Genomic DNA, 23,928 nt, shown 5'->3' on the forward strand with positions numbered 1-23,928 from the left:
TCCCGGCAAAATTCGAGTTACAATAGCATATATTTTAAATAAAACGGCCTCGCCGTCAAAACACAAACACTAAAAAAGTAGATTAATTTATGGCTCAACAAGTACAACTTAATGCAACTGTTGCTGAATCACAGCTCGGTCAACGTTTAGATCAGGCTTTAGCGGAATTGTTCCCTGATTATTCACGTTCTCGTATAAAAGAGTGGATTTTAGATGATAGAGTGCAGGTTAATGGGAAAGTTATCAATAAGCCAAAGGAAAAAGTTTTAGGTGGCGAACAAATTTTAGTCGATGCGTTGATTGAAGAGGAGAATCGTTGGGAGCCACAAGATATTCCTTTGGATGTCGTTTATGAGGATGAAGATATCTTAGTCATCAACAAACCTCGTGGTTTAGTGGTACACCCAGGTGCAGGTAACCCAGATGGCACTATCTTAAATGCATTACTATATCGTTATCCTGAAATTGTTGACGTACCACGAGCAGGGATTGTTCACCGTCTCGATAAAGACACGACTGGTTTGATGGTGGTTGCAAAAACGGTTCCTGCACAAACTCGTTTAGTTGAGTCATTACAGCTACGTGAAATCACACGTGAATATGAAGCAGTTGCCGTTGGTCGAATGACTGCGGGTGGGATGGTGGAAGAACCTATTTCGAGACATCCAACAAAACGCACTCATATGGCCGTACACCCGATGGGAAAACCTGCCGTAACACATTACCGTATCATGGAGCATTTCAGAGCACACACTCGCTTGCGCTTGCGTTTAGAAACGGGAAGAACTCACCAAATACGCGTACATATGGCACACATTAACCATCCTCTTATTGGTGATCCATTATATGGTGGCCGTCCTCGCCCATTGAAAGGTGCCAGTGAAGCATTTTTAGACGTCATGCGTAAATTTGACCGCCAAGCATTACATGCCACCATGTTACGTTTATATCATCCAATTTCAGGGATCCAAATGGAGTGGCATGCACCTTTACCAGATGATATGGTGGAACTTATCGAAGCCTTAAAGGCAGATTATCAACTACATAAAGATAATATGGACTGGTAATGAATTCACTTATTTTCCCTGATTGGCCACAACCTAGCAATATATCTAGCTGTAGCACAACTCGCCTTGGTGGTGTGAGTTTGGCGCCGTTTGATAGCCTAAATTTAGGGGGGCATGTAGGTGATGACCCTGTGTTAGTCAGTGAAAATCGTTCTTTATTACAAAAATTAGCTGGCTTGCCACAGCAACCTTTGTGGCTCCAGCAAGTTCATGGAACAGAAGTTGTGTGTTTAAACAATGGTGATTGGGAAAACACCCGTGCTGATGCGGTATATACTAATCAGGTGGGGCAAGTTTGCACCATCATGACCGCAGATTGTTTACCTGTCCTTTTTTGCAGTAAAGATGGTCAAGAAGTCGCAGCTGCACATGCAGGTTGGCGTGGTTTGTGTGATGGTGTACTTGAGAATACAGCCGCTCAATTTTCATGCCCAAAAAGTGAGATTATGGCTTGGCTCGGTCCTGCCATTGGCCCTGAAAACTTTGAGGTAGGTATTGAAGTCAAGGAAGCCTTTATTAAACAATCAACGGATTTAGCATCAGGTTTTGTTCCGTACGGTGAAAAGTATTTAGCTGACATTTACTTATTAGCACGAAAAAAACTACAAGCAATAGGGATTTCATCCATTTATGGTGGCTCATTTTGTACAGTAAGTGATAAAAACAGATTTTTTTCCTATCGTCGTGAGGGTAAAACGGGGCGTATGGCATCATTAATATGGATAAATAACTAGTAGTTAGTGAATTGTTCCAAATTAACCAATATCACTAAAATAATTAAGATGTAAACTTGAATAAATAGAAATAGACCTCATCTATTCACCAGAAGCAATTTTAATTCCATTTTATTGGAGGTGTTATGCGTCTGGATCGTTTAACTAATAAATTCCAGCAAGCTCTCGCTGACGCCCAGTCATTAGCCCTTGGGCGCGAAAACCAGTTTATTGAACCTATTCATTTATTAAGTGCACTGTTTAATCAGGAGAGTGGCTCAATTCGTCCTCTTTTGACCACAATAGGTGTTAATGCAGTAGAGTTTAAACAAAAAATTGAAGAGGCTCTTGCCCGCCTACCACAGGTACAAGGTATTGCTGGTGATGTTCAGCCATCAAGTGATTTGATCCGTCACTTAAATTTATGTGATCAACTAGCACAAAAAAATGGAGATGAATTTATCTCCTCTGAATTATTTCTTGTTGCTGCTTTAGAAGCGAATACATCCCTCGCAGATATGCTTAAAGCGGCTGGTGTAAATAAAGCTAACTTAAATAAGGCAATAGAACAGATGCGTGGTGGAGAAAAAGTGAATGACCAAAGCGCTGAAGACCAGCGCCAAGCCTTAAAGAAATTTACAGTTGATTTAACTGAGCGTGCAGAGCAAGGCAAATTAGACCCAGTGATAGGGCGTGATGAAGAGATCCGCCGTACAATTCAAGTATTACAGCGTCGTACAAAAAACAACCCTGTATTGATAGGTGAACCGGGTGTAGGTAAAACCGCTATCGTTGAGGGTTTAGCGCAGCGTATTGTTAATGGTGAAGTCCCTGAAGGACTAAAAAATAAACGCGTTTTATCTCTCGATATGGGCGCGTTAATTGCAGGTGCAAAATTCCGTGGGGAATTTGAAGAGCGTTTAAAAGGTGTATTGAATGACCTTGCTAAACAAGAAGGTAATGTCATTCTGTTTATTGATGAGTTACATACCATGGTCGGCGCGGGTAAAGCTGATGGAGCTATGGACGCAGGGAATATGTTGAAGCCTGCGTTAGCTCGTGGTGAATTACACTGCGTGGGTGCAACCACTTTAGACGAGTATCGTCAATATATTGAAAAGGATCCGGCTTTAGAACGTCGTTTCCAAAAGGTATATGTGGCTGAGCCTAGCGTAGAAGATACCATTGCGATTTTACGTGGTCTGAAAGAGCGCTATGAGTTGCACCATCATGTACAAATTACAGACCCAGCGATTGTCGCAGCAGCAACATTATCACATCGATACATTACTGATCGTATGCTGCCAGACAAAGCTATCGACCTGATTGACGAGGCGGGTGCGAGTTTGCGCATGCAAATGGATTCTAAGCCTGAATCCCTTGACCGTTTAGAGCGTCGTATTATTCAGCTCAAACTGGAGCAGCAGGCACTGAAAAAAGAATCCGATGACGCAAGTAAAAAACGCCTTGATATGCTTGAAGAAGAGTTAGCAGAAAAAGAGCGTGAATATTCTTCATTAGAAGAAGAATGGAAAGCAGAAAAAGCTTCATTAACAGGTACTCAGCATATTAAAGCTGAATTAGAAAATGTACGCCACGAAATGGATAAGGCGCGTCGTAGTGGTGATTTAGCCAAGATGTCTGAGCTACAGTACGGCCGTATCCCTGAGTTGGAAAAGCAATTAGAAGCCGCGACAAAAGCAGAAGGTAAGAGCATGAAACTTCTGCGTAACAAAGTGACAGACGTTGAAATTGCAGAAATTCTCGCTCGCTGGACGGGTATACCGGTTTCTCGTATGTTGGAAAGTGAAAGAGAAAAATTGTTACGTATGGAGCAGAAATTACACCAACGTGTAATTGGCCAAGATGAAGCCGTGGTTGCTGTGTCTAATGCTATCCGCCGTAGTCGCGCTGGTTTGTCAGATCCTAATCGCCCAATTGGTTCATTTATGTTCTTAGGGCCAACAGGGGTTGGTAAAACAGAACTGTGTAAAGCACTGGCAAACTTTATGTTTGATAGTGATGATGCGATGGTTCGTATTGATATGTCTGAATTTATGGAGAAACACGCAGTTTCCCGTTTGGTTGGTGCGCCTCCAGGATATGTGGGATACGAAGAAGGTGGTTATCTGACGGAAGCCGTTCGTCGTCGTCCGTACTCGGTAATATTATTGGATGAGGTGGAAAAAGCCCATCCAGATGTTTTCAATATTCTATTACAAGTATTGGATGATGGTCGTTTGACTGATGGTCAGGGTCGTACGGTCGATTTCCGTAATACCGTTATTATCATGACGTCTAACCTTGGTTCTGATTTGATTCAAGAACGTTTCGGCACCATAGGTTATTCAGAAATGAAAGATATGGTAATGGAAGTTGTAGCACATAGCTTTAGACCAGAGTTTATCAACCGTATCGATGAAGTCGTTGTGTTCCACCCGTTAGGTAAAGAACAAATTACGAATATTGCGAATATCCAATTAGGACGTTTATACAAACGTATGGAAGAGCATGGTTATGATGTGAGTGCAACACCAGCTGCATTGGAAAAAATTGGTGAAGCAGGATTTGATCCAATCTTTGGTGCTCGTCCACTGAAACGTGCTATCCAGCAAGAAATTGAAAACCCGCTGGCGCAAGAGATACTGTCTGGCAAACTTATTCCAGGTAAACCAGTTGTGTTAGATGTTGAAAATGATGAAATCATCGCTAAGCAGTAATCATTTAACTCTAAAGATATAAATATAGAAGGCGGCCTCATGGTCGCCTTTTTTATCACTAATCTTTCTAGATATGGGATTTGAGCATCTAAAAAGACTATTTTAGCTATAAAAATAGCCTTAAAGTATAAAAGTTAATCGGTTGTCATTTTTTTTCAAAAAAACACTTGCTAGAATTTCCTGACTCCCTATAATGCGCCTCCACTGACCGACGATGAGCCGACACGAAATGTGATGGCAAGCCCAAGGGATAACCTAAAAGGCATCACGAAGGCAGCGAGAGATTCTGAAAAGAATAAGTGAAAAAAAGCTTGACTCTCGATGAGGAAAGCGTATTATACGCCACCTCGCGACAACGACCTAAGTGATTAAATCCTAGGAAGTTAATTGATAAAAATTATCAAAATGTCGCAACGCTCTTTAACAATTTATCAGACAATCTGTGTGGGCACTCACAAGACACTATCAAAAAATATTTGATTTTAAAGTCTTGAAGAGTGACTAACACGTTAATTCATATACATATGAACTAATAGGTAATCTGGTTTCTTAGGAAATCAGGCGACAGTAAAACATTCTTTGAGCATCAAACACTTTTAATTGAAGAGTTTGATCATGGCTCAGATTGAACGCTGGCGGCAGGCCTAACACATGCAAGTCGAGCGGTAACAGGGGAAGCTTGCTTCTCGCTGACGAGCGGCGGACGGGTGAGTAATGTATGGGGATCTGCCCGATAGAGGGGGATAACTACTGGAAACGGTGGCTAATACCGCATAATCTCTTAGGAGCAAAGCAGGGGAACTTCGGTCCTTGCGCTATCGGATGAACCCATATGGGATTAGCTAGTAGGTGGGGTAATGGCTCACCTAGGCGACGATCCCTAGCTGGTCTGAGAGGATGATCAGCCACACTGGGACTGAGACACGGCCCAGACTCCTACGGGAGGCAGCAGTGGGGAATATTGCACAATGGGCGCAAGCCTGATGCAGCCATGCCGCGTGTATGAAGAAGGCCCTAGGGTTGTAAAGTACTTTCAGTCGGGAGGAAGGCGTTGATGCTAATATCATCAACGATTGACGTTACCGACAGAAGAAGCACCGGCTAACTCCGTGCCAGCAGCCGCGGTAATACGGAGGGTGCAAGCGTTAATCGGAATTACTGGGCGTAAAGCGCACGCAGGCGGTTGATTAAGTTAGATGTGAAATCCCCGGGCTTAACCTGGGAATGGCATCTAAGACTGGTCAGCTAGAGTCTTGTAGAGGGGGGTAGAATTCCATGTGTAGCGGTGAAATGCGTAGAGATGTGGAGGAATACCGGTGGCGAAGGCGGCCCCCTGGACAAAGACTGACGCTCAGGTGCGAAAGCGTGGGGAGCAAACAGGATTAGATACCCTGGTAGTCCACGCTGTAAACGATGTCGATTTGGAGGTTGTGCCCTTGAGGCGTGGCTTCCGGAGCTAACGCGTTAAATCGACCGCCTGGGGAGTACGGCCGCAAGGTTAAAACTCAAATGAATTGACGGGGGCCCGCACAAGCGGTGGAGCATGTGGTTTAATTCGATGCAACGCGAAGAACCTTACCTACTCTTGACATCCAGAGAACTTAGCAGAGATGCTTTGGTGCCTTCGGGAACTCTGAGACAGGTGCTGCATGGCTGTCGTCAGCTCGTGTTGTGAAATGTTGGGTTAAGTCCCGCAACGAGCGCAACCCTTATCCTTTGTTGCCAGCGATTCGGTCGGGAACTCAAAGGAGACTGCCGGTGATAAACCGGAGGAAGGTGGGGATGACGTCAAGTCATCATGGCCCTTACGAGTAGGGCTACACACGTGCTACAATGGCGTATACAAAGAGAAGCGACCTCGCGAGAGCAAGCGGAACTCATAAAGTACGTCGTAGTCCGGATTGGAGTCTGCAACTCGACTCCATGAAGTCGGAATCGCTAGTAATCGTAGATCAGAATGCTACGGTGAATACGTTCCCGGGCCTTGTACACACCGCCCGTCACACCATGGGAGTGGGTTGCAAAAGAAGTAGGTAGCTTAACCTTCGGGAGGGCGCTTACCACTTTGTGATTCATGACTGGGGTGAAGTCGTAACAAGGTAACCGTAGGGGAACCTGCGGTTGGATCACCTCCTTACCATTGAAGTGTTTTTGTGAAGTGCTCACACAGATTGTCTGATAGAAAGTAGAGCAGCAAGCGCGTCTGCGAAGCAGAGACTGATGTCCCCTTCGTCTAGAGGCCTAGGACACCGCCCTTTCACGGCGGTAACAGGGGTTCGAATCCCCTAGGGGACGCCAATGCGCCGGTCATCGAGTGAAAGGCGATACCCCAATAATGATTAAGCCCATTACAGTGTAGTGGGTTTAACAATTATGCTCTTTAACAATCTGGAACAAGCTGAAAATTGAAAACAACGCACATTGTTTATCGCTTAAACAATGTGAGAGTCTCTCAAAAATCTCAACTTGAAGATGTCGTCAACAGACAGAAACCGTCGGGTTTCATGTCGACTGACAAAAAAGACACCTTCGGGTTGTGAGGTTAAGCGACTAAGCGTACACGGTGGATGCCTAGGCAATCAGAGGCGATGAAGGACGTGCTAATCTGCGATAAGCGTCGGTAAGGTGATATGAACCGTTATACCCGACGATTTCCGAATGGGGAAACCCAGTGCAATTCGTTGCACTATCGTTTGATGAATACATAGTCAAACGAAGCGAACCGGGGGAACTGAAACATCTCAGTACCCCGAGGAAAAGAAATCAACCGAGATTCCCCTAGTAGCGGCGAGCGAACGGGGAGCAGCCCAGAGTCTTAATCAGCATCAGCATCAGGAGAACGGTCTGGAAAGTCCGGCAGTAAAGGGTGATAGCCCCGTATCCGAAGGTGTTGGTGTTGTGAACTCGACGAGTAGGGCGGGACACGTGTTATCCTGTCTGAATATGGGGGGACCATCCTCCAAGGCTAAATACTCCTGATTGACCGATAGTGAACCAGTACCGTGAGGGAAAGGCGAAAAGAACCCCGGCGAGGGGAGTGAAATAGAACCTGAAACCGTGTACGTACAAGCAGTGGGAGCACCTTCGGGTGTGACTGCGTACCTTTTGTATAATGGGTCAGCGACTTATATTCTGTAGCAAGGTTAACCGTATAGGGGAGCCGTAGGGAAACCGAGTCTTAACTGGGCGAATGAGTTGCAGGGTATAGACCCGAAACCCGGTGATCTAGCCATGGGCAGGTTGAAGGTTGGGTAACACTAACTGGAGGACCGAACCGACTAATGTTGAAAAATTAGCGGATGACTTGTGGCTGGGGGTGAAAGGCCAATCAAACCGGGAGATAGCTGGTTCTCCCCGAAAGCTATTTAGGTAGCGCCTCGTGAACTCATCTTCGGGGGTAGAGCACTGTTTCGACTAGGGGGTCATCCCGACTTACCAACTCGATGCAAACTACGAATACCGAAGAATGTTATCACGGGAGACACACGGCGGGTGCTAACGTTCGTCGTGAAGAGGGAAACAACCCAGACCGCCAGCTAAGGTCCCAAAGTCATGGTTAAGTGGGAAACGAAGTGGGAAGGCTCAGACAGCCAGGATGTTGGCTTAGAAGCAGCCATCATTTAAAGAAAGCGTAATAGCTCACTGGTCGAGTCGGCCTGCGCGGAAGATGTAACGGGGCTAAACCATGCACCGAAGCTGCGGCAGCGACATTTAGATGTTGTTGGGTAGGGGAGCGTTCTGTAAGCCTGCGAAGGTGTGCTGTGAGGCATGCTGGAGGTATCAGAAGTGCGAATGCTGACATAAGTAACGATAATGCGGGTGAAAAACCCGCACGCCGGAAGACCAAGGGTTCCTGTCCAACGTTAATCGGGGCAGGGTGAGTCGACCCCTAAGGCGAGGCAGAAATGCGTAGTCGATGGGAAACAGGTTAATATTCCTGTACTGGTGATAATTGCGATGGGGGGACGGAGAAGGCTAGGCTATCCGGGCGACGGTTGTCCCGGTTTAAGGATGTAGGCAGGTGAATTAGGCAAATCCGGTTCACTACATGCTGAGGTCTGATGACGAGTCACTACGGTGATGAAGTAGCTCATGCCCCGCTTCCAGGAAAAGCCTCTAAGCTCTAGATTATCATTAATCGTACCCCAAACCGACACAGGTGGTCAGGTAGAGAATACTCAGGCGCTTGAGAGAACTCGGGTGAAGGAACTAGGCAAAATGGTGCCGTAACTTCGGGAGAAGGCACGCTGGCGCTAGGTGAAGTGGTTTACCCATGGAGCTGAAGCCAGTCGCAGATACCAGCTGGCTGCAACTGTTTATTAAAAACACAGCACTGTGCAAACACGAAAGTGGACGTATACGGTGTGACGCCTGCCCGGTGCTGGAAGGTTAATTGATGGGGTTATCCGTAAGGAGAAGCTCTTGATCGAAGCCCCAGTAAACGGCGGCCGTAACTATAACGGTCCTAAGGTAGCGAAATTCCTTGTCGGGTAAGTTCCGACCTGCACGAATGGCGTAATGATGGCCAGGCTGTCTCCACCCGAGACTCAGTGAAATTGAACTCGCTGTGAAGATGCAGTGTACCCGCGGCAAGACGGAAAGACCCCGTGAACCTTTACTATAGCTTGACACTGAACATTGAGCCTTGATGTGTAGGATAGGTGGGAGGCTTTGAAGTGTGGACGCCAGTCTGCATGGAGCCAACCTTGAAATACCACCCTTTAATGTTTGATGTTCTAACGTTGCCCCGTGATCCGGGGTGCGGACAGTGTCTGGTGGGTAGTTTGACTGGGGCGGTCTCCTCCCAAAGAGTAACGGAGGAGCACGAAGGTTGGCTAAGCATGGTCGGACATCATGCGGTTAGTGCAAAGGCATAAGCCAGCTTGACTGCGAGAGTGACGGCTCGAGCAGGTACGAAAGTAGGTCTTAGTGATCCGGTGGTTCTGAATGGAAGGGCCATCGCTCAACGGATAAAAGGTACTCCGGGGATAACAGGCTGATACCGCCCAAGAGTTCATATCGACGGCGGTGTTTGGCACCTCGATGTCGGCTCATCACATCCTGGGGCTGAAGTAGGTCCCAAGGGTATGGCTGTTCGCCATTTAAAGTGGTACGCGAGCTGGGTTTAGAACGTCGTGAGACAGTTCGGTCCCTATCTGCCGTGGGCGTTGGAAGATTGAAAGGGGCTGCTCCTAGTACGAGAGGACCGGAGTGGACGCACCACTGGTGTTCGGGTTGTCATGCCAATGGCATTGCCCGGTAGCTAAGTGCGGAAGAGATAACCGCTGAAAGCATCTAAGCGGGAAACTTGCCTTGAGATGAGTCTTCCCTGACTCTTTAAGGGTCCTAAAGGAACGTTTAAGACTAAGACGTTGATAGGCTGGGTGTGTAAGCGTAGCGATACGTTGAGCTAACCAGTACTAATGAACCGTGAGGCTTAACCTGACAACACCGAAGGTGTTTTAGAGAGATTGAGTTGTTTTTGGGCAGTGAGAAGCCGAAAGGTGAAGGACACGCAGCTTGTTTGAGATTGAGGTTCTGGTTTGCGTTGAGATAACTGCAAACGGGAACGAAACAGAATTTGTCTGGCGGCAATAGCGCGGTGGTCCCACCTGACCCCATGCCGAACTCAGCAGTGAAACGCCGTAGCGCCGATGGTAGTGTGGGGTCTCCCCATGTGAGAGTAGGGAACTGCCAGACATTAAATTAAAGACTTATTGCAATGCGATAAGCAGCCGAAAGGTGAAAGAATAAGTGGAGCGGTAGTTCAGTTGGTTAGAATACCTGCCTGTCACGCAGGGGGTCGCGGGTTCGAGTCCCGTCCGTTCCGCCACTTATTAAGCCCCGTGAGATAACTCACGGGGCTTTTTACTATGTAATTTTTACTCTTTGTATTACAACTCATTTATCTAATCTCTATTTATAATTCTTATTAAAATCAAGTTATTGTATCAAAAATGCTATCGGTGATAGTAAACACTACTTATCGTTCATTAATGATGAATGAGTAGTTAATTATCACGCCAACTCTGTATTAACTTCATAAGATATAACATGCCGGCTTTGATATACTACAGGGCAGATAGTTTATGAAATTGCTAAAATGCTTTTAATTTCCAATAATTGTAGGGATCCGAAACGTGGCGAAAAGAACCTATTCAGTAAGATATATTGCAGGTCAGCCCGCTAAACGTATTCAGCCAATGCCTGTGCATATGCTAGGTGATTCATTACCCGTAGGTTTGCCTTTGTTTGCTGCGGGGGAAACCTTAGATGTTGTCACTTGGAATATTTATAAACAACAGCGCTCTAACTGGAAAGCAGTACTTAATGAGCTGGTTAAGGATAAAAAGCTTATCCTATTGCAAGAGGCTCAAATGTCACCTGAATTGATTTCTTTTGCAGCATCACACCAACTTATCGCTGATCAGGTTCCTGCTTTACCTTTTTCACCACACCCTGCTGGGGTTATGACATTAGCTACTTCACACCCTATTTATTGTTGCCCTCTGCGAGAAAAAGAACCTTTATTACGGCTAGTTAAATCTGCATTGATCACTGTTTACCCTTTACCTAATGGAAAGCACCTTATGGTAGCGAATGTACATGCCATTAATTTTAGCTTTGGTGTGGATGTTTACATTAGGCAATTAAGTAAACTCGGTGAACATATTGCTAAACACGTTGGTCCCGTTCTTTTAGCTGGTGATTTTAATGCATGGAGCCGTCAAAGAGTAAATGTATTGAAACGCTTTGTAAGAAGCGTAGGTTTAAAGGAAGTGAGTTATAATAATGACCAAAGGACTAAAGCATTTGGTAGACCTTTAGATTACTTTTTTTATAAAGGTCTCAAGGTAAAAGATAGTTATGTGATAAACACTGATGCATCAGATCATAATCCGATAATTACACAATTTGATCTGGTATAGAGATATTTAAGATTAGCTAACCTTTTTTGGGTTGCCGCTTTGTCTTACATTTTGATCTGATTCTCAAGATGTTAGAGGGCAATTCAATGCGTGTATTTTTCATTCTCTTGTTTGTATCTAGTTACGTTATGGCAGATAACAATCTACTTCTCGCTAGGCAAGCAGAACAACTTCCTCGAATTGTTATTTACGACCCTTCTTATCGACAAATTAACTATCCAAATGGGGATGTTCCTCAAGGCTATGGAGTTTGCTCTGATGTGGTTATACGAAGCTATCGCAAAATAGGTATCGATTTACAGCAACTTCTACATGAGGATATTAAGAATAATTTTAGCCAATATCCTAGCCAAAAAATGTGGGATTTAAGTAAGCCCGATACAAATATTGACCATCGTCGAGTACCAAATTTAGAAGTTTTCTTTTCACGTAAAGGTATTACTAAACCGATTACATCAAATGCAGAAGATTATTTACCGGGAGATATCGTTTCTTGGCGTTTAGATAATGGGCGTCCACATATTGGGATAGTGACTACACATAGAACGGTAGATAATAAACGGTATTTAATTATGCATAACATTGGATATGGACAAGTATCTGAAGATATATTATTTCGATGGAGTATTGTTGGTCACTACTCATACTTAAAGTAAAAGATAATCAAAAAAAAGACTATTTTATTTTCAGTAAGTGATAAATAATGTGCGTAATTATAATTTTGTTTATTTTAAATTTTTGATATTTTAATTTTCGTAATTAATTTCATTTGTTTTATTAGTATTAATTGTCAAATAAATGCATGGCGAATTATTTAATTTAAGCTATATTTATTCAATCAAGCGTTATTTACTTGAAACTCATTGAAATATAGGCGGCTATAGAATGAAAAATATTATCATCGTTGGTGGTGGAACTGGTGGCACAATGCTAGCAAACACCCTTGCTAGGAAGTTAAATAAAGATATTTTTTCTAAAAAAATAAAAATAACACTAGTTACAGATAACCCCATTCATTATTATAAACCAGCCTTTATGTATGTTGCATTTAACTTATTCTTTAAGGATGAATTAAGTCGCGATCAACAGTCATTATTACGACCAGAAATTAATTTAGTCATAGATAAAATTGATTCTTTTGACTTTAAGAATAAAGAGTTAAGAGGCCATAGTGGTAAAATATTGAATTATGATTATTTGGTTATTGCGACAGGTTGTGTACCTAGACCCGATAGAATCGAAGGATTAAAAGAGATAGGTAATCATTTTTACGCTTATGAGCCTGCACGAAAATTAGCAGATCAATTATCTAAAATAGAAAAAGGACGAATTTTTATCACGGTTTCATTTCCAGAAACGCCTAATGTACCTCATCAATGTGGCATTGCTCCAATGGAAACAACGCTGATGTTGGATGAGTTTTTGCGCAAGCGGCGTGTGAGAGACAATATTGAAATTGTTTATACCTACCCAACCGTCTCCCAGCTATTACGAAATTGTCTTTTCATGCAGCAACCCGTTTGTGAAGCTATCCCTGAAATTTTTGATATGAAGAATATTAAAGCCCAACGTGGGTTTACTTTAAATAAGGTTGATCCTGATAAAAAAATAGCTTATTCAAAAGAAGGTGATGAACAACCTTTTGATATTTTAATTAGTACCCCACCAATTACTGCGGTAGAAGCTGTTATTAATACAGGTTTAAGTGAACACAATAATGGTGAAGGCTGGTTGCCAACTGATCATGAGACTATGCAAGTTTATGGTACAGAAGGTGTTTATGTTATCGGTGATACAGTTGACTTACCAATTAGTAAGGCTGGAGGTAGCTGTCACAATCAAGCATCAATTATAGCGGATAATATTTGTGGTGAATTAACTTATGGGTATCCAGCTGCTATCTATGATGGGCGTGTACAAGCTGTTGCGCAAATGGGATTAAATGCAGGTATGCCATTACAGTATGATTACAAACACGATGTGATACCTACTCCTGCGACGAAAGTGGGAGGACTATTAAGAAATGGTTTTAATAGAGGTATCTATTGGGCCGCTATTCGTGGTTTAGTGTAAAGGGAGATTAATTATGTCAAATGATAATGCACAATCTAAATTAATCGAGTTAATTAACTCTGAATCTGCGGCTCACCTTGCTGATAAATTATCACCTTTATTACAATTAAAACGTTTAGATAATATTGTTGATTTACTTTCTTTGATATCTGATCTCGTTGATATTTTAGATTTGGCTACAGTAGAAAAATTAGCGAATTCATTTGAAGATACGTTATCGCCAGTTTGGGAGCTAAGTACTGCGTATAACATGGCTAAAATGGAATCGGTATATGATGATAAAAAACAAAACTTTCGTTCAGTTTATAGCTTATTGAAGGATCCAAATACATTACGGGGAATAAGTATCCTACTCAGAACATTGCAAATTATGGGTTCAAGGGTACCTCTATCCAATGAAAAGTAATTTTTTAGGAGAGTGGTATGAGCGTAAATAAAACTAATGCTTTCGAAACAAGGATTATACATAGTTTTTATAACCAACAAGAAAATAAAGGTGCATTGGTACCTCCTGTATATCAAACATCTACCTACTCATTTAGTAGTGCAGAAGAAGGGGCTGCTTGCTTCAGTGGAGAAAAAGATGGTTATATTTATACAAGGATCAATAATCCTACTTTAGATTTATTAGAGAAAAGGATTGCAGATTTAGAAGGTGGAGAAGCTGCCATTGTATTTTCATCAGGAATGGGAGCAATAACATCAACCTTTTGGTCCTTAGTAGTTCCTGGTGACGAAATATTAGTGGATATGACAGTTTATGGATGTACTTACTCATTTTTCCATGGTGGTCTTGAGCGGTTTGGTCTTAAAGTACGTCATATTGATATGAGTGACCCAACAAATGTGGCTAATGCAATAACTGAAAATACCCGCGCTATTTTCTTTGAGTCGCCAGCTAACCCTGATATGCGTTTAGTGGACATACAAGCAGTTAGCCAAATAGCTAAATGTAACAATGTGATCGTGATAGTTGATAATACCTACTGTACACCTTACATGCAGCAACCTCTCACTTTAGGAGCAGATATTGCCATTCATTCATTAACAAAATATATGAGTGGTCATGGTGATGTAGTCGCGGGTGCTGTGATTACAACCAAAGAAATCGCCGCGAAAATTAGAATGGTAGGCCTAAAAGATATGACTGGCGCTTGTTTGTCACCACATGATGCTAGTTTAGTGATGAGAGGAATGAAGACCTTACCCGTGCGCTTAGAACGTATTGTGAAGAATGCTCAAATTGTTGCACAATATTTAGAGTCACACCCTAAAATAGCCTCTGTTATTTATCCAGGTTTACCCAGTTTTAAACAATATGAGCTTGCGAAAAAGCAGATGAAACTTGCAGGTGGAATGATTGCCTGTGAAATAAAGGGGGGACTAGAATCAGGTAAGCATTTTTTAAACCGTCTTAATTTGTTCTCTAGAGCTGTTAGTTTAGGAGATTGTGAATCTTTAGCGCAGCACCCTGCCAGTATGACGCATTCAACCTATACGCCTGAAGAGCGCCAATTTTATGGGATCAGTGATGGACTACTTCGATTATCTATTGGTTTGGAAGATGTTAATGATTTGATTGAAGATCTTGAGCAAGCTCTCCAATAATAAGTGGATAAAAAACGCCCCAACGGATTAAATTGGGGCGCAGGCTTTTGATATTAAGTTATTAGTTGAAAATCAAGCAACTGATGTTTCAATTTAATTCTGAGAGACGTCACCTTTTTGGAACGAGCGCATAATAAAGAAAGTTATTGTCAGTATTACTACCCATACACAGCCAACAATTAAGGCTATCTGAGTATCTTTAAAAAACCCGAGTAATGCGATAACGAACGCCATAAATGCAATGGTGATCGCAGGGCCGATAGGCCAAAATGGCACCGGAAATTTCAATTTTTTAACTTCTTCTTTGCTCATTTTACGGCGCATCGCTACTTGAGACAGTAAGATCATTAACCAAACCCATACCGTTGCAAAGGTAGCAATTGATGCAATAATAACGAAGATCCGCTCAGGTAACAGGTAATTGAGGTAAACACCGAGTAACATAACAACTGACATCACTAAAACAGTGACCCATGGCACACCATTGCGTGTGAGCTTAGTGAAAACTTTAGGTGCCTGTTTATCTTGAGCCATACCATACATCATACGTCCAGCACCAAAAATATCACTGTTAATAGCGGAAACGGCTGCGGTTATCACGACGATATTTAGAATGTTTGCAGCAGAGGAAATGTTTAAGCTAGAAAAAATTTGGACAAATGGGCTACCATTTTGGCCAATTTGGTTCCATGGATAGATACACATCAATATAAATAGTGTTAATCCATAAAATAATAAAATACGAATAGGAACGGCATTGATGGCTTTAGGAATTGTTTTTTCTGGATCTTGAGCTTCACTTGCTGTGATACCAATCACTTCAATACCACCAAAGGCAAACATCACTATAGCTAAAGAGGCTATCACCCCAGCTATACCATTAGGCATAAAACCGCCATGCTCCCAGAGGTTTTGAATACCAACAGCATGATCCGTTTCTTTACCGAATCCATAAAACATAAGAAAGGCACCACCAACAATCATGGCAATGATTGCGGTAACTTTGACGATGGATAACCAAAACTCCATTTCGCCAAAAATTTTCACGTGGCAGAGATTAAGTGCGCCAATAAATAAAACAATGCTGAGTACCCATATCCACTGATCTACATGCGGAAACCAAAAGCCCATGTACATCCCAAATGCAGTAATATCGGCAAGGCAGACAACAAGCATTTCAAAAACATAGTTCCAGCCAGTCAGGAAACCTGCTAATGGCCCCATATAATGGCTAGCGTAGTGAGAGAATGAGCCAGGCACTGGGTGGTGAACTGCCATTTCACCTAAGGCACGCATAACCATAAAAACGGCTGCGCCACCAACCATATAGGCAATAAGAACAGCGGGGCCAGCCGCTTGTATTGCAGAGGCTGAGCCATAAAACAGGCCCGTACCAATAGCGGAGCCAAGCGCCATAAAGCGAATGTGCCGGACACTCAATCCCTTTCTAAGTTGGTTTGTTTTACTACTTTGCATGTTTTTTCCTGTCGTGATCTACCGAATATTGTTTCGGTTTTTTTATCTGATGTACTTCTTCTAATCCAAGCTAGTTACATTACCATAAAGTAGGATAACCAGAGAAAGATATCTACGATATACTTGTCATACTTTAAGTTGAAGGTCTTTGAGTGGCGATGTGCACGTATGCCAGCTACATAATTTTCTATGCAGCTTATTGGCTTAGCTGCAACCTTAATTATTTAGAGTATACAATACACATTATGCTGACAGCGTTAGAGAGTGCGATGAATTACCCAATTAATGAAATTTTTCAAACATTACAAGGTGAAGGTGTGTTCACCGGTGTTCCTGCCATTTTTATTCGTTTACAAGGTTGCCCTGTGGGTTGTAGTTGGTGCGATACCAAACACACGTGGGAAAAAGAAAAGGATAAAGAAGCAACGCTTGGTGATATTGCACTAAAAACTATTGATACAGACAGATGGGTGCTAGCTAACAGTAATGAACTGATTAACCTGATGAATGAAAAAGGTTATACAGCAAAGCATATTGTCATTACCGGTGGGGAGCCATGTATTTATGATTTAGTTCCTTTAACCAGCGAATTAGAAAAACAAGGCTATCAATGCCAAATTGAAACCAGTGGAACTTATCCGATCCAATGCTCTGCTCAAACGTGGGTAACAGTTTCTCCTAAAGTGGGTATGAAGGGGGGGTTACAGGTGCTTACGGATTCAATCAATCGAGCGAATGAAATTAAGCACCCAGTGGCACGTGCAAGAGATATTGATGATTTGGATAGCTTACTCGCAAGGCGTACTGTACTGAATACTCCGATTGTTGCATTACAACCGATTAGTCAAAAAGCTTCAGCAACTAAACTGTGTATTGATACGTGTATTGAGCGTAATTGGCGGCTTTCAATTCAAACACATAAATATTTGCATATTGCTTGATGTGCCGCGATGCTCACGGCATATCAGTCATAGCATTACTCACCGCGGTAAATACAGCCTGCATTACAGGTTTCTTTAACGGTAACAGCGCTTAAGAGTGGCAAGAGGGGTTTGGTTTTATGCCAAATCCAGCTTGCTAGCACTTCACTGGTTGGATTTTCAAGGCCATCAATATCATTCAAATAATAGTGATCAAGCTGATCTAAAATGGGTTTAAAGGCTTGCTTGACGTCACCAAAATCAATAATCCAACCACTTTTTGTGTCAACCTCACCCGTTAGCTCTAATCTAACCATGAAAGAATGGCCATGAAGGCGACCGCATTTATGGCCTTCTGGTACATGAGGTAGCTTGTGAGCGGCTTCAAAATGAAAATCTTTATAGATACTTGTTGTCATAATACACTCCTAATAAATCAAAACGCAGCGTATCCTACTGTAATTTGTCCTTCAAGCTACTTATTTTACCGAATTATCAATAACCGTTTTTATGAGTATGATCTACAAACGAATTTCATTAGGCTTTTTAGCTATTACTTATGGCAATACTTTCTTATCCCATTATTGGAGGGTGTTATAACCTGACAAACTATCGGGGTAGTCATTGATGATAAGCAACTCTGGGGTTACAGGATAATGACAAATAAACAGCCTCCAATATCGGCATTGCCAATATCAACGGAGCAACTTTCTCGTTTGCAGACAGCGGTTGATGACTTTTCATCACACCAGCTTGCTTGGCTGTCTGGATATTTGTGGGGAATGGTCAATCAAAATACGGTGACAAGTGTACCGACTAGTGCACCTGTCCCACAAAATGAAACGATAACCATCCTTTCTGCTTCACAGACAGGAAATGCACGTCGTTTAGCTGAACAATTAAGAGAACGGTTAATAAGCGAAAAGCTTAATGTAAACTTAGTGAATGCGGGTGAATATAAATTTAAGCAAATCGCTCAAGAAAAAGTATTAGTCATTGTTGCATCAACGCAAGGTGAAGGAGAACCAGCTGAAGAGGCTGTTGCTCTATATAAATATTTGTATTCGAAAAAGGCACCAGCTCTTAATGATACCGCCTATGCTGTTTTTGCACTTGGTGATTCGTCCTATGAAAAATTCTGCCAAGCAGGTAAAGATTTTGATACTCAATTGGCGAAGTTAGGTGCGCAATCATTACTTAATAGAATTGATGCAGACGTAGAATATCAAGCTGAGGCTGAAAGGTGGGTTGAAGAATTAACGCAGTTGCTTAAAGCAAGAGTTCCATCACAAACTGCTAGCCAGTTAATCGCGGCTCAGACTGGTTCGGTTGATGAAATCCATACATCACCTTATACAAAAACCGCACCTCTTACAGCATCCTTGTCTGTAAATCAAAAAATCACAGGCCGTAATTCATTAAAGGATGTTCGTCATATAGAAATTGATTTGGGGGACTCAGGCCTGCGTTATCAGCCGGGGGATGCGCTAGGGGTATGGTTTGATAACGATCCTTTGCTTGTTGATGAGTTAGTACAGCTCTTATGGTTAAAAGGTGATGAAAGTGTTCATGTAGGTGAAAATACTTATACTCTTCGTGAAGCATTGACTCATCATTTAGAGCTCACACAGAACACCCATTTAATTGTTGAAAAATATGCACATCTTTCAAAAGATGATTCATTGTTGGGTTTGATCAGTGATAAACAAGCTATTTTGCATTTTGCGCAAAATACGCCGATCGTGGACATGGTAAGGCATGCAGCGGCGCAACCGACGGCTCAAGAGTTTGTTGATATTTTAAGGCCATTGACTCCAAGGTTATATTCTATCGCCTCTTCACAGGCAGAAACAGAAGATGAAGTTCATGTCACCGTGGGAGTCGTGCGTTATGACATCGATGGTCGTGCGCGTACTGGCGGCGCTTCAGGGTTTTTAGCGGATCGTTTAAAAGAAGGTGATGAGTTACGTGTTTTCATTGAGCACAATGATAACTTTCGCCTTCCCAGTGATACCTCAAAACCTGTGATTATGATTGGCCCTGGTACTGGTATTGCCCCTTTTAGAGCGTTTATGCAGCAACGCGATAATGATCAAGCAACAGGAAAGAATTGGCTATTTTTTGGTAATCCACACTTTGTTGAAGATTTTTTATATCAGGTGGAATGGCAACGTTACGTGAAAGATGGGCTACTCACTCATATTTCACTAGCTTGGTCGCGCGATCAAGCTCAAAAAGTGTATGTGCAAGATAAGCTACGCGAAGAAGGTGAACAGGTATGGCGCTGGATTGAAGAAGGTGCGCATATTTATGTTTGTGGTGATGCTAATCATATGGCACGTGATGTTGAACAGGCTTTACTGGATATCATCAGCCAATACGGAAATATGGATAACGAATCGGCGGATGAATTTTTAAGTGAGCTGCGCGTAGAGCGCCGGTATCAGAGGGATGTCTACTAATGAGCGAAAAAAAATATGGGCCTTTGGTCGTAGAAGGCAAGCTCGCTGATAGTGAGCGGATGAAAAATGACAGTAATTATTTACGCGGAACGATTAAAGAAGATTTAAAAAATGGATTAAGCGGTGGTTTTGAGGGAGATAACTTCTTGCTGATCCGTTTTCATGGCATGTACCAACAGGATGATCGGGATATTAGAGCTGAACGAGCGGAACAAAAGTTAGAACCTCGTCATGCAATGATGCTGCGTTGTCGGCTACCTGGGGGCATTATCACGCCGAAACAGTGGCTTGATATCGATAGATTTGCATCGGAACACACGTTATATGGCAGTGTGCGTATCACTAACCGGCAGACATTTCAGTTTCACGGTATTTTAAAAGGTGACGTGAAGCCTGCTCATCAAATGTTGGCTCATGTCGGTTTAGATGCATTAGCGACAGCGAATGATGTCAACCGTAATGTGTTATGTACATCTAACCCTGTACAGTCAGAATTACATCAACAGGCTTATGAATGGGCTAAAAAAATCTCTGAGCACTTATTACCGAAAACAAGTGCTTATGCAGAGATTTGGCTTGATAAAGAGAAAGTGGTTACGACAGATGAAGAGCCCATTTTAGGTAAAACTTATTTGCCTCGAAAATTTAAGACATCGGTAGTGATCCCACCACTTAATGATGTGGACTTACATGCGAATGACATGAACTTTATCGCAATAGCACAAGATGGTGAGCTGATTGGTTTTAACGTGCTGGTGGGCGGTGGCCTTGCTATGACCCATGGGGATACGGCGACCTTTCCTCGATTAGCTAGCGAGTTTGGGTTTATTGCATTGAAGGACACTTTGGCTATTGCTGAAGCGATAGTGACCACTCAACGTGATTGGGGTAATCGAACTGAACGTAAAAACGCAAAAACCAAATATACCCTTGAACGGGTCGGTGTTGAGGCGTTTAAACAGGAAGTGGAGCGACGTTCAGGGGTCACATTCGGTGATATCCAACCTTATCAATTTACTCATAGAGGGGATCAGATTGGTTGGCTAAAAGGGATAGACGATCGTTGGCATCTCACGTTGTTTATTGAAAATGGTCGTTTAATTGATCTTCCTAATAAACCGTTAAAAACGGGGGTCGCTGAAATAGCCAAGATCCACCAAGGTGACTTCCGTTTAACCGCAAATCAAAACTTAATTATTGCGGGTGTGCCTGAAGAAGAAAAATCACGGATTGAGTCGATTGCGCGTGCACATGGTTTAATCAGTGATGAAATCACTTCACAGCGTGAAAATTCAATGGCCTGTGTTTCTTTTCCGACGTGCCCATTAGCGATGGCAGAAGCGGAACGTTTTTTACCAGAATTTGTTACGCAAGTTGAACAGATCATGTCATCACATGGTGTGGGCCATGAACACATTGTATTACGTGTCACCGGATGCCCAAATGGTTGTGGTCGTGCAATGCTGGCTGAAGTTGGGTTAGTGGGGAAAGCCCTTGATCGATATAACTTACATTTAGGGGGAAATCGTATAGGAACACGCATCCCTCGTATGTACCGAGAAAATATTAGTTCAGCAGAAATTTTATCTATACTTGATACCTTGATAGGCCGTTGGGCAAAAGAGCGTGAGGATCAAGAAGGATTTGGTGATTATTTAATTCGTAGTGATGTTGTGAAACCGGTGCTTAATTCTGCGGTTGATTTCTATGAGGTAAAGGAGGCAGTATGAGTCAGCTTGAACTTACTGAAGTATTAAATTTAGATAAGCAACAGCAAACTGCCTATTTATCTGATTTTAATGCTCAGTTAGAAAAACAGGATGCAATAAAAAGGATTGAATGGGCTCTAGAGCATTTACCCAATCAATTTGTATTATCATCCAGTTTTGGTATACAAGCTGCACTAACGTTGCATATGGTGACACAAGCATTGCCTGATATACCTGTTATTTTAACTGATACTGGGTATCTATTTCCTGAAACTTATCATTTTATTGAACAGTTAACAGAGAAGCTTAATTTAAACTTACAGGTTTATCGGGCTGCAAAATCACCTGCATGGCAGGAAGCTATCTATGGTCAATTATGGGCGCAAGGGCTAGACGGTATAGAACAATATAATCAGCTCAATAAAGTTGAGCCAATGGAGCGCGCTTTGCATGAATTAAATGCACAAAGTTGGTTTTCAGGGCTACGTAGAGAGCAATCGGCAAGTCGCTCCACATTACCTGTGTTGAGTATTGGTCGAGGGATCTTCAAAGTCTTGCCAGTGATTGATTGGAATAATCGTCAAGTACACGAGTATTTGACCAAATATGATTTACCTTATCATCCTCTTTGGGAGCAAGGATACCTATCTGTTGGTGATACTCACACAACTCGTAAATGGGAACCGGGTATGAGTGAAGAAGAAACCCGTTTTTTTGGTTTAAAGCGAGAGTGTGGGCTGCATGAAGGGTAAGTTACTGCAAATAACTTGAGTGGCTGACCAGATAAATCAGCCACTCAATGTTTAATTCAATTTTAGAATAAGTATTTAAATCTGACTCTGGAGCCATAACGATCTTTATCGCTATTTTTCACTTCGATATCTTTACCATCAATTACAGAGTAGTAAGCGCCAATATAAATTTTAAAATTATCCATATCAAGTATGTTTGGTAACTCATATGAAGTATATAAAGTATGAATATCATATTTTCCTGGACCAAAAATGACTTCATTATCAATATCACTATCATAATTTAATGCGTAGGACTTGATATCATTATGAGCGTAAATATAACCTAGCTGTAAACGGCGCCATAAAATATTAGCACCAGTAGTAAAATCTGTTTCATTGCTAGCATCTAAATAAGCCGTACTCCAGTTTACGTCGATACCATTTGTTGGATCATTTTTTAAGCTATTCCAACCTAGAGTTAAACCATATCCATTACGCTTAGATTGGTTTTTAAACTCACCTGTATTTTTATCTTCATAGCCATAAGCATTTTGAATAACATTACTTTCAATAGCGGCGGCTACTTTAAAGTTGTCTTTATTCCAAGCGATCACAGGTCGAACATAGATAACATTTTTCTTATTGATTTGTTTTCGCCCATGGTATTCGCCATCGGTAAAGATACTGGTGCCATCTTCAATTAATAGATTTGTTTCAAAATACCAATTATCGTATTTAGTATTAAACATCATGCTGCCGCCACTATTGCTTCTTCCTCGGCCTTCTTTCATCATATAGATATAGCCAAAGCCATCGCTATAGGTATCATTCGCGGTATTACCTGAATACTCAATAAAGGTATCTTGATTTAATGGGAACATATCGTAGGCTTCATAGCGGCCTAATTTTATTTGCCAACTCTCTTTTTTACCAAAATAGAAATTGGCATCATCTAGACCAATTTGTCCATTAATATTAGCGAGTGGTTGAACGGAAAAGCCTGCGTAGTTGTTATTCTCTAAGGAACGCTCACCATCAAGTCCAATTAGAATACGGCCATTAATTCCCCATTTATCGTAATCACCAAAATCTTTATCTTTTCCTGCCTGAGTATTTACTGAGGTCAATTGTCCTTTTTTACTGGCAATATCAGTATTAAATTCGACATCACCGTAAAGTTTAAGTTTGCCATATTGGTTATTGGTTTCGATTAAATGTGGGGCTTCAGTATGATTTGTTGTGGCTGTTGTATTATTGATTGGTTGATTAATAACTTGACGATTTTGTAATGCTTTTTCTAAATTAGCTGCTTTTTGTTCAGCAAGTTCTGCTCTTTTTTCAGCAGCAAGTGTTCTTTGCTCTAAAAGCGCTAAACGTTGCTCTATTGATAGAGAGCTTGTATTAGCTTCGGTTATAACAGGCATAGCTAATCCTAAGCTAACAGCAGTAGCTAATAGTTTTGTTTTCATTCTTTATTCCTTGTTTATATCTGGATGGAAAACAGAGTTTCCATCCGA

At 42.1% G+C, this 23,928-nt stretch carries 15 protein-coding genes, 2 tRNA genes and 3 rRNA genes; 17 read left to right on the forward strand and 3 right to left on the reverse strand.

All coding sequences use genetic code 11. The features are described from left to right. Nucleotides 1-89: 89 nt before the first annotated feature. From rluD to megL, 13 genes are all read left to right on the forward strand, one after another. Nucleotides 90-1,067, forward strand: a complete 978-nt coding sequence (rluD, locus tag JI723_RS04915; RefSeq protein ID WP_070926472.1) for a 23S rRNA pseudouridine(1911/1915/1917) synthase RluD — start codon at nt 90-92, stop codon at nt 1,065-1,067. Further along, on the forward strand, nt 1,067-1,801 hold the full coding sequence (gene yfiH, locus JI723_RS04920; protein WP_337979812.1) for a purine nucleoside phosphorylase YfiH: 735 nt from the start codon (nt 1,067-1,069) through the stop codon (nt 1,799-1,801). The genes rluD and yfiH overlap by 1 nt, the downstream gene beginning before the upstream one ends. 125 nt (nt 1,802-1,926) lie before the next feature. Next, complete coding sequence (clpB, locus tag JI723_RS04925; protein ID WP_272580295.1) at nt 1,927-4,500, forward strand: ATP-dependent chaperone ClpB; 2,574 nt, start codon at nt 1,927-1,929, stop codon at nt 4,498-4,500. 597 nt (nt 4,501-5,097) lie between these two features. Continuing rightward, nucleotides 5,098-6,637, forward strand: a 16S ribosomal RNA gene (locus JI723_RS04930). A gap of 85 nt (nt 6,638-6,722) precedes the next feature. Next, nucleotides 6,723-6,798: transfer RNA gene (locus JI723_RS04935), tRNA-Glu, on the forward strand. Nucleotides 6,799-7,040: 242 nt separating this feature from the next. Then, nucleotides 7,041-9,945 (forward strand): 23S ribosomal RNA (locus JI723_RS04940). Between the two features lie 139 nt (nt 9,946-10,084). Next, nucleotides 10,085-10,200, forward strand: a 5S ribosomal RNA gene (gene rrf, locus JI723_RS04945). Together the 16S, 23S and 5S rRNA genes with 2 tRNA genes alongside form the textbook arrangement of a ribosomal RNA operon. 56 nt (nt 10,201-10,256) lie before the next feature. After that, nucleotides 10,257-10,333 (forward strand) — tRNA-Asp (locus JI723_RS04950). 307 nt (nt 10,334-10,640) lie between these two features. After that, the gene (locus JI723_RS04955) at nt 10,641-11,429 is read left to right on the forward strand and encodes an endonuclease/exonuclease/phosphatase family protein (protein ID WP_337979813.1); all 789 of its coding nucleotides are present in this window, start codon (nt 10,641-10,643) and stop codon (nt 11,427-11,429) included. A gap of 128 nt (nt 11,430-11,557) precedes the next feature. Further along, entirely contained in the window at nt 11,558-12,085 is a 528-nt protein-coding gene (locus JI723_RS04960) for a DUF1287 domain-containing protein (RefSeq protein ID WP_337979953.1), read from the forward strand. Nucleotides 12,086-12,314: 229 nt separating this feature from the next. After that, nucleotides 12,315-13,502, forward strand: a complete 1,188-nt coding sequence (locus JI723_RS04965) for an NAD(P)/FAD-dependent oxidoreductase (RefSeq protein ID WP_070926457.1) — start codon at nt 12,315-12,317, stop codon at nt 13,500-13,502. 13 nt (nt 13,503-13,515) lie between these two features. Further along, the gene (locus JI723_RS04970; protein ID WP_070926455.1) at nt 13,516-13,908 is read left to right on the forward strand and encodes a helical membrane plugin domain-containing protein; all 393 of its coding nucleotides are present in this window, start codon (nt 13,516-13,518) and stop codon (nt 13,906-13,908) included. Between the two features lie 17 nt (nt 13,909-13,925). Continuing rightward, nucleotides 13,926-15,110, forward strand: coding sequence for a methionine gamma-lyase (gene megL / locus JI723_RS04975; protein ID WP_337979814.1), 1,185 nt, complete (start codon nt 13,926-13,928; stop codon nt 15,108-15,110). Nucleotides 15,111-15,203: 93 nt separating this feature from the next. Here megL and JI723_RS04980 read toward each other — a convergent pair whose 3' ends face one another. Next, entirely contained in the window at nt 15,204-16,586 is a 1,383-nt protein-coding gene (locus JI723_RS04980; protein ID WP_337979815.1) for an amino acid permease, read from the reverse strand. Between the two features lie 269 nt (nt 16,587-16,855). Between JI723_RS04980 and queE the strand changes: the two genes are divergently transcribed. Then, the gene (gene queE / locus JI723_RS04985) at nt 16,856-17,527 is read left to right on the forward strand and encodes a 7-carboxy-7-deazaguanine synthase QueE (RefSeq protein ID WP_337979816.1); all 672 of its coding nucleotides are present in this window, start codon (nt 16,856-16,858) and stop codon (nt 17,525-17,527) included. Between the two features lie 35 nt (nt 17,528-17,562). On the opposite strand, the gene queD is transcribed toward queE, so the two are convergent. Next, complete coding sequence (gene queD, locus JI723_RS04990; RefSeq protein ID WP_070926449.1) at nt 17,563-17,925, reverse strand: 6-carboxytetrahydropterin synthase QueD; 363 nt, start codon at nt 17,923-17,925, stop codon at nt 17,563-17,565. 237 nt (nt 17,926-18,162) lie between these two features. On the opposite strand from queD, the gene cysJ reads away from it, so the two are divergent. Genes cysJ through JI723_RS05005 form a run of 3 tightly spaced genes read left to right on the forward strand, consistent with a single transcriptional unit; the run spans nt 18,163 to nt 22,429 of the window. Beyond that, nucleotides 18,163-19,968, forward strand: a complete 1,806-nt coding sequence (gene cysJ, locus JI723_RS04995) for an NADPH-dependent assimilatory sulfite reductase flavoprotein subunit (protein ID WP_140182938.1) — start codon at nt 18,163-18,165, stop codon at nt 19,966-19,968. Next, nucleotides 19,968-21,698 carry an assimilatory sulfite reductase (NADPH) hemoprotein subunit gene (cysI, locus tag JI723_RS05000; protein WP_140182937.1) on the forward strand — a complete coding sequence of 577 codons (1,731 nt, stop codon included), beginning with the start codon at nt 19,968-19,970 and terminating at the stop codon, nt 21,696-21,698. Before cysJ ends, cysI begins: the two co-directional genes overlap by 1 nt. Then, nucleotides 21,695-22,429, forward strand: a complete 735-nt coding sequence (locus JI723_RS05005) for a phosphoadenylyl-sulfate reductase (protein WP_272580290.1) — start codon at nt 21,695-21,697, stop codon at nt 22,427-22,429. The genes cysI and JI723_RS05005 overlap by 4 nt, the downstream gene beginning before the upstream one ends. A 62-nt stretch (nt 22,430-22,491) precedes the next feature. Here JI723_RS05005 and JI723_RS05010 read toward each other — a convergent pair whose 3' ends face one another. Next, nucleotides 22,492-23,880, reverse strand: a complete 1,389-nt coding sequence (locus JI723_RS05010) for a carbohydrate porin (RefSeq protein WP_272580289.1) — start codon at nt 23,878-23,880, stop codon at nt 22,492-22,494. Nucleotides 23,881-23,928 lie beyond the last annotated feature (48 nt).

Origin of the sequence: Providencia manganoxydans, assembly GCF_016618195.1 — a bacterium.
GTDB lineage: Bacteria > Pseudomonadota > Gammaproteobacteria > Enterobacterales > Enterobacteriaceae > Providencia > Providencia manganoxydans.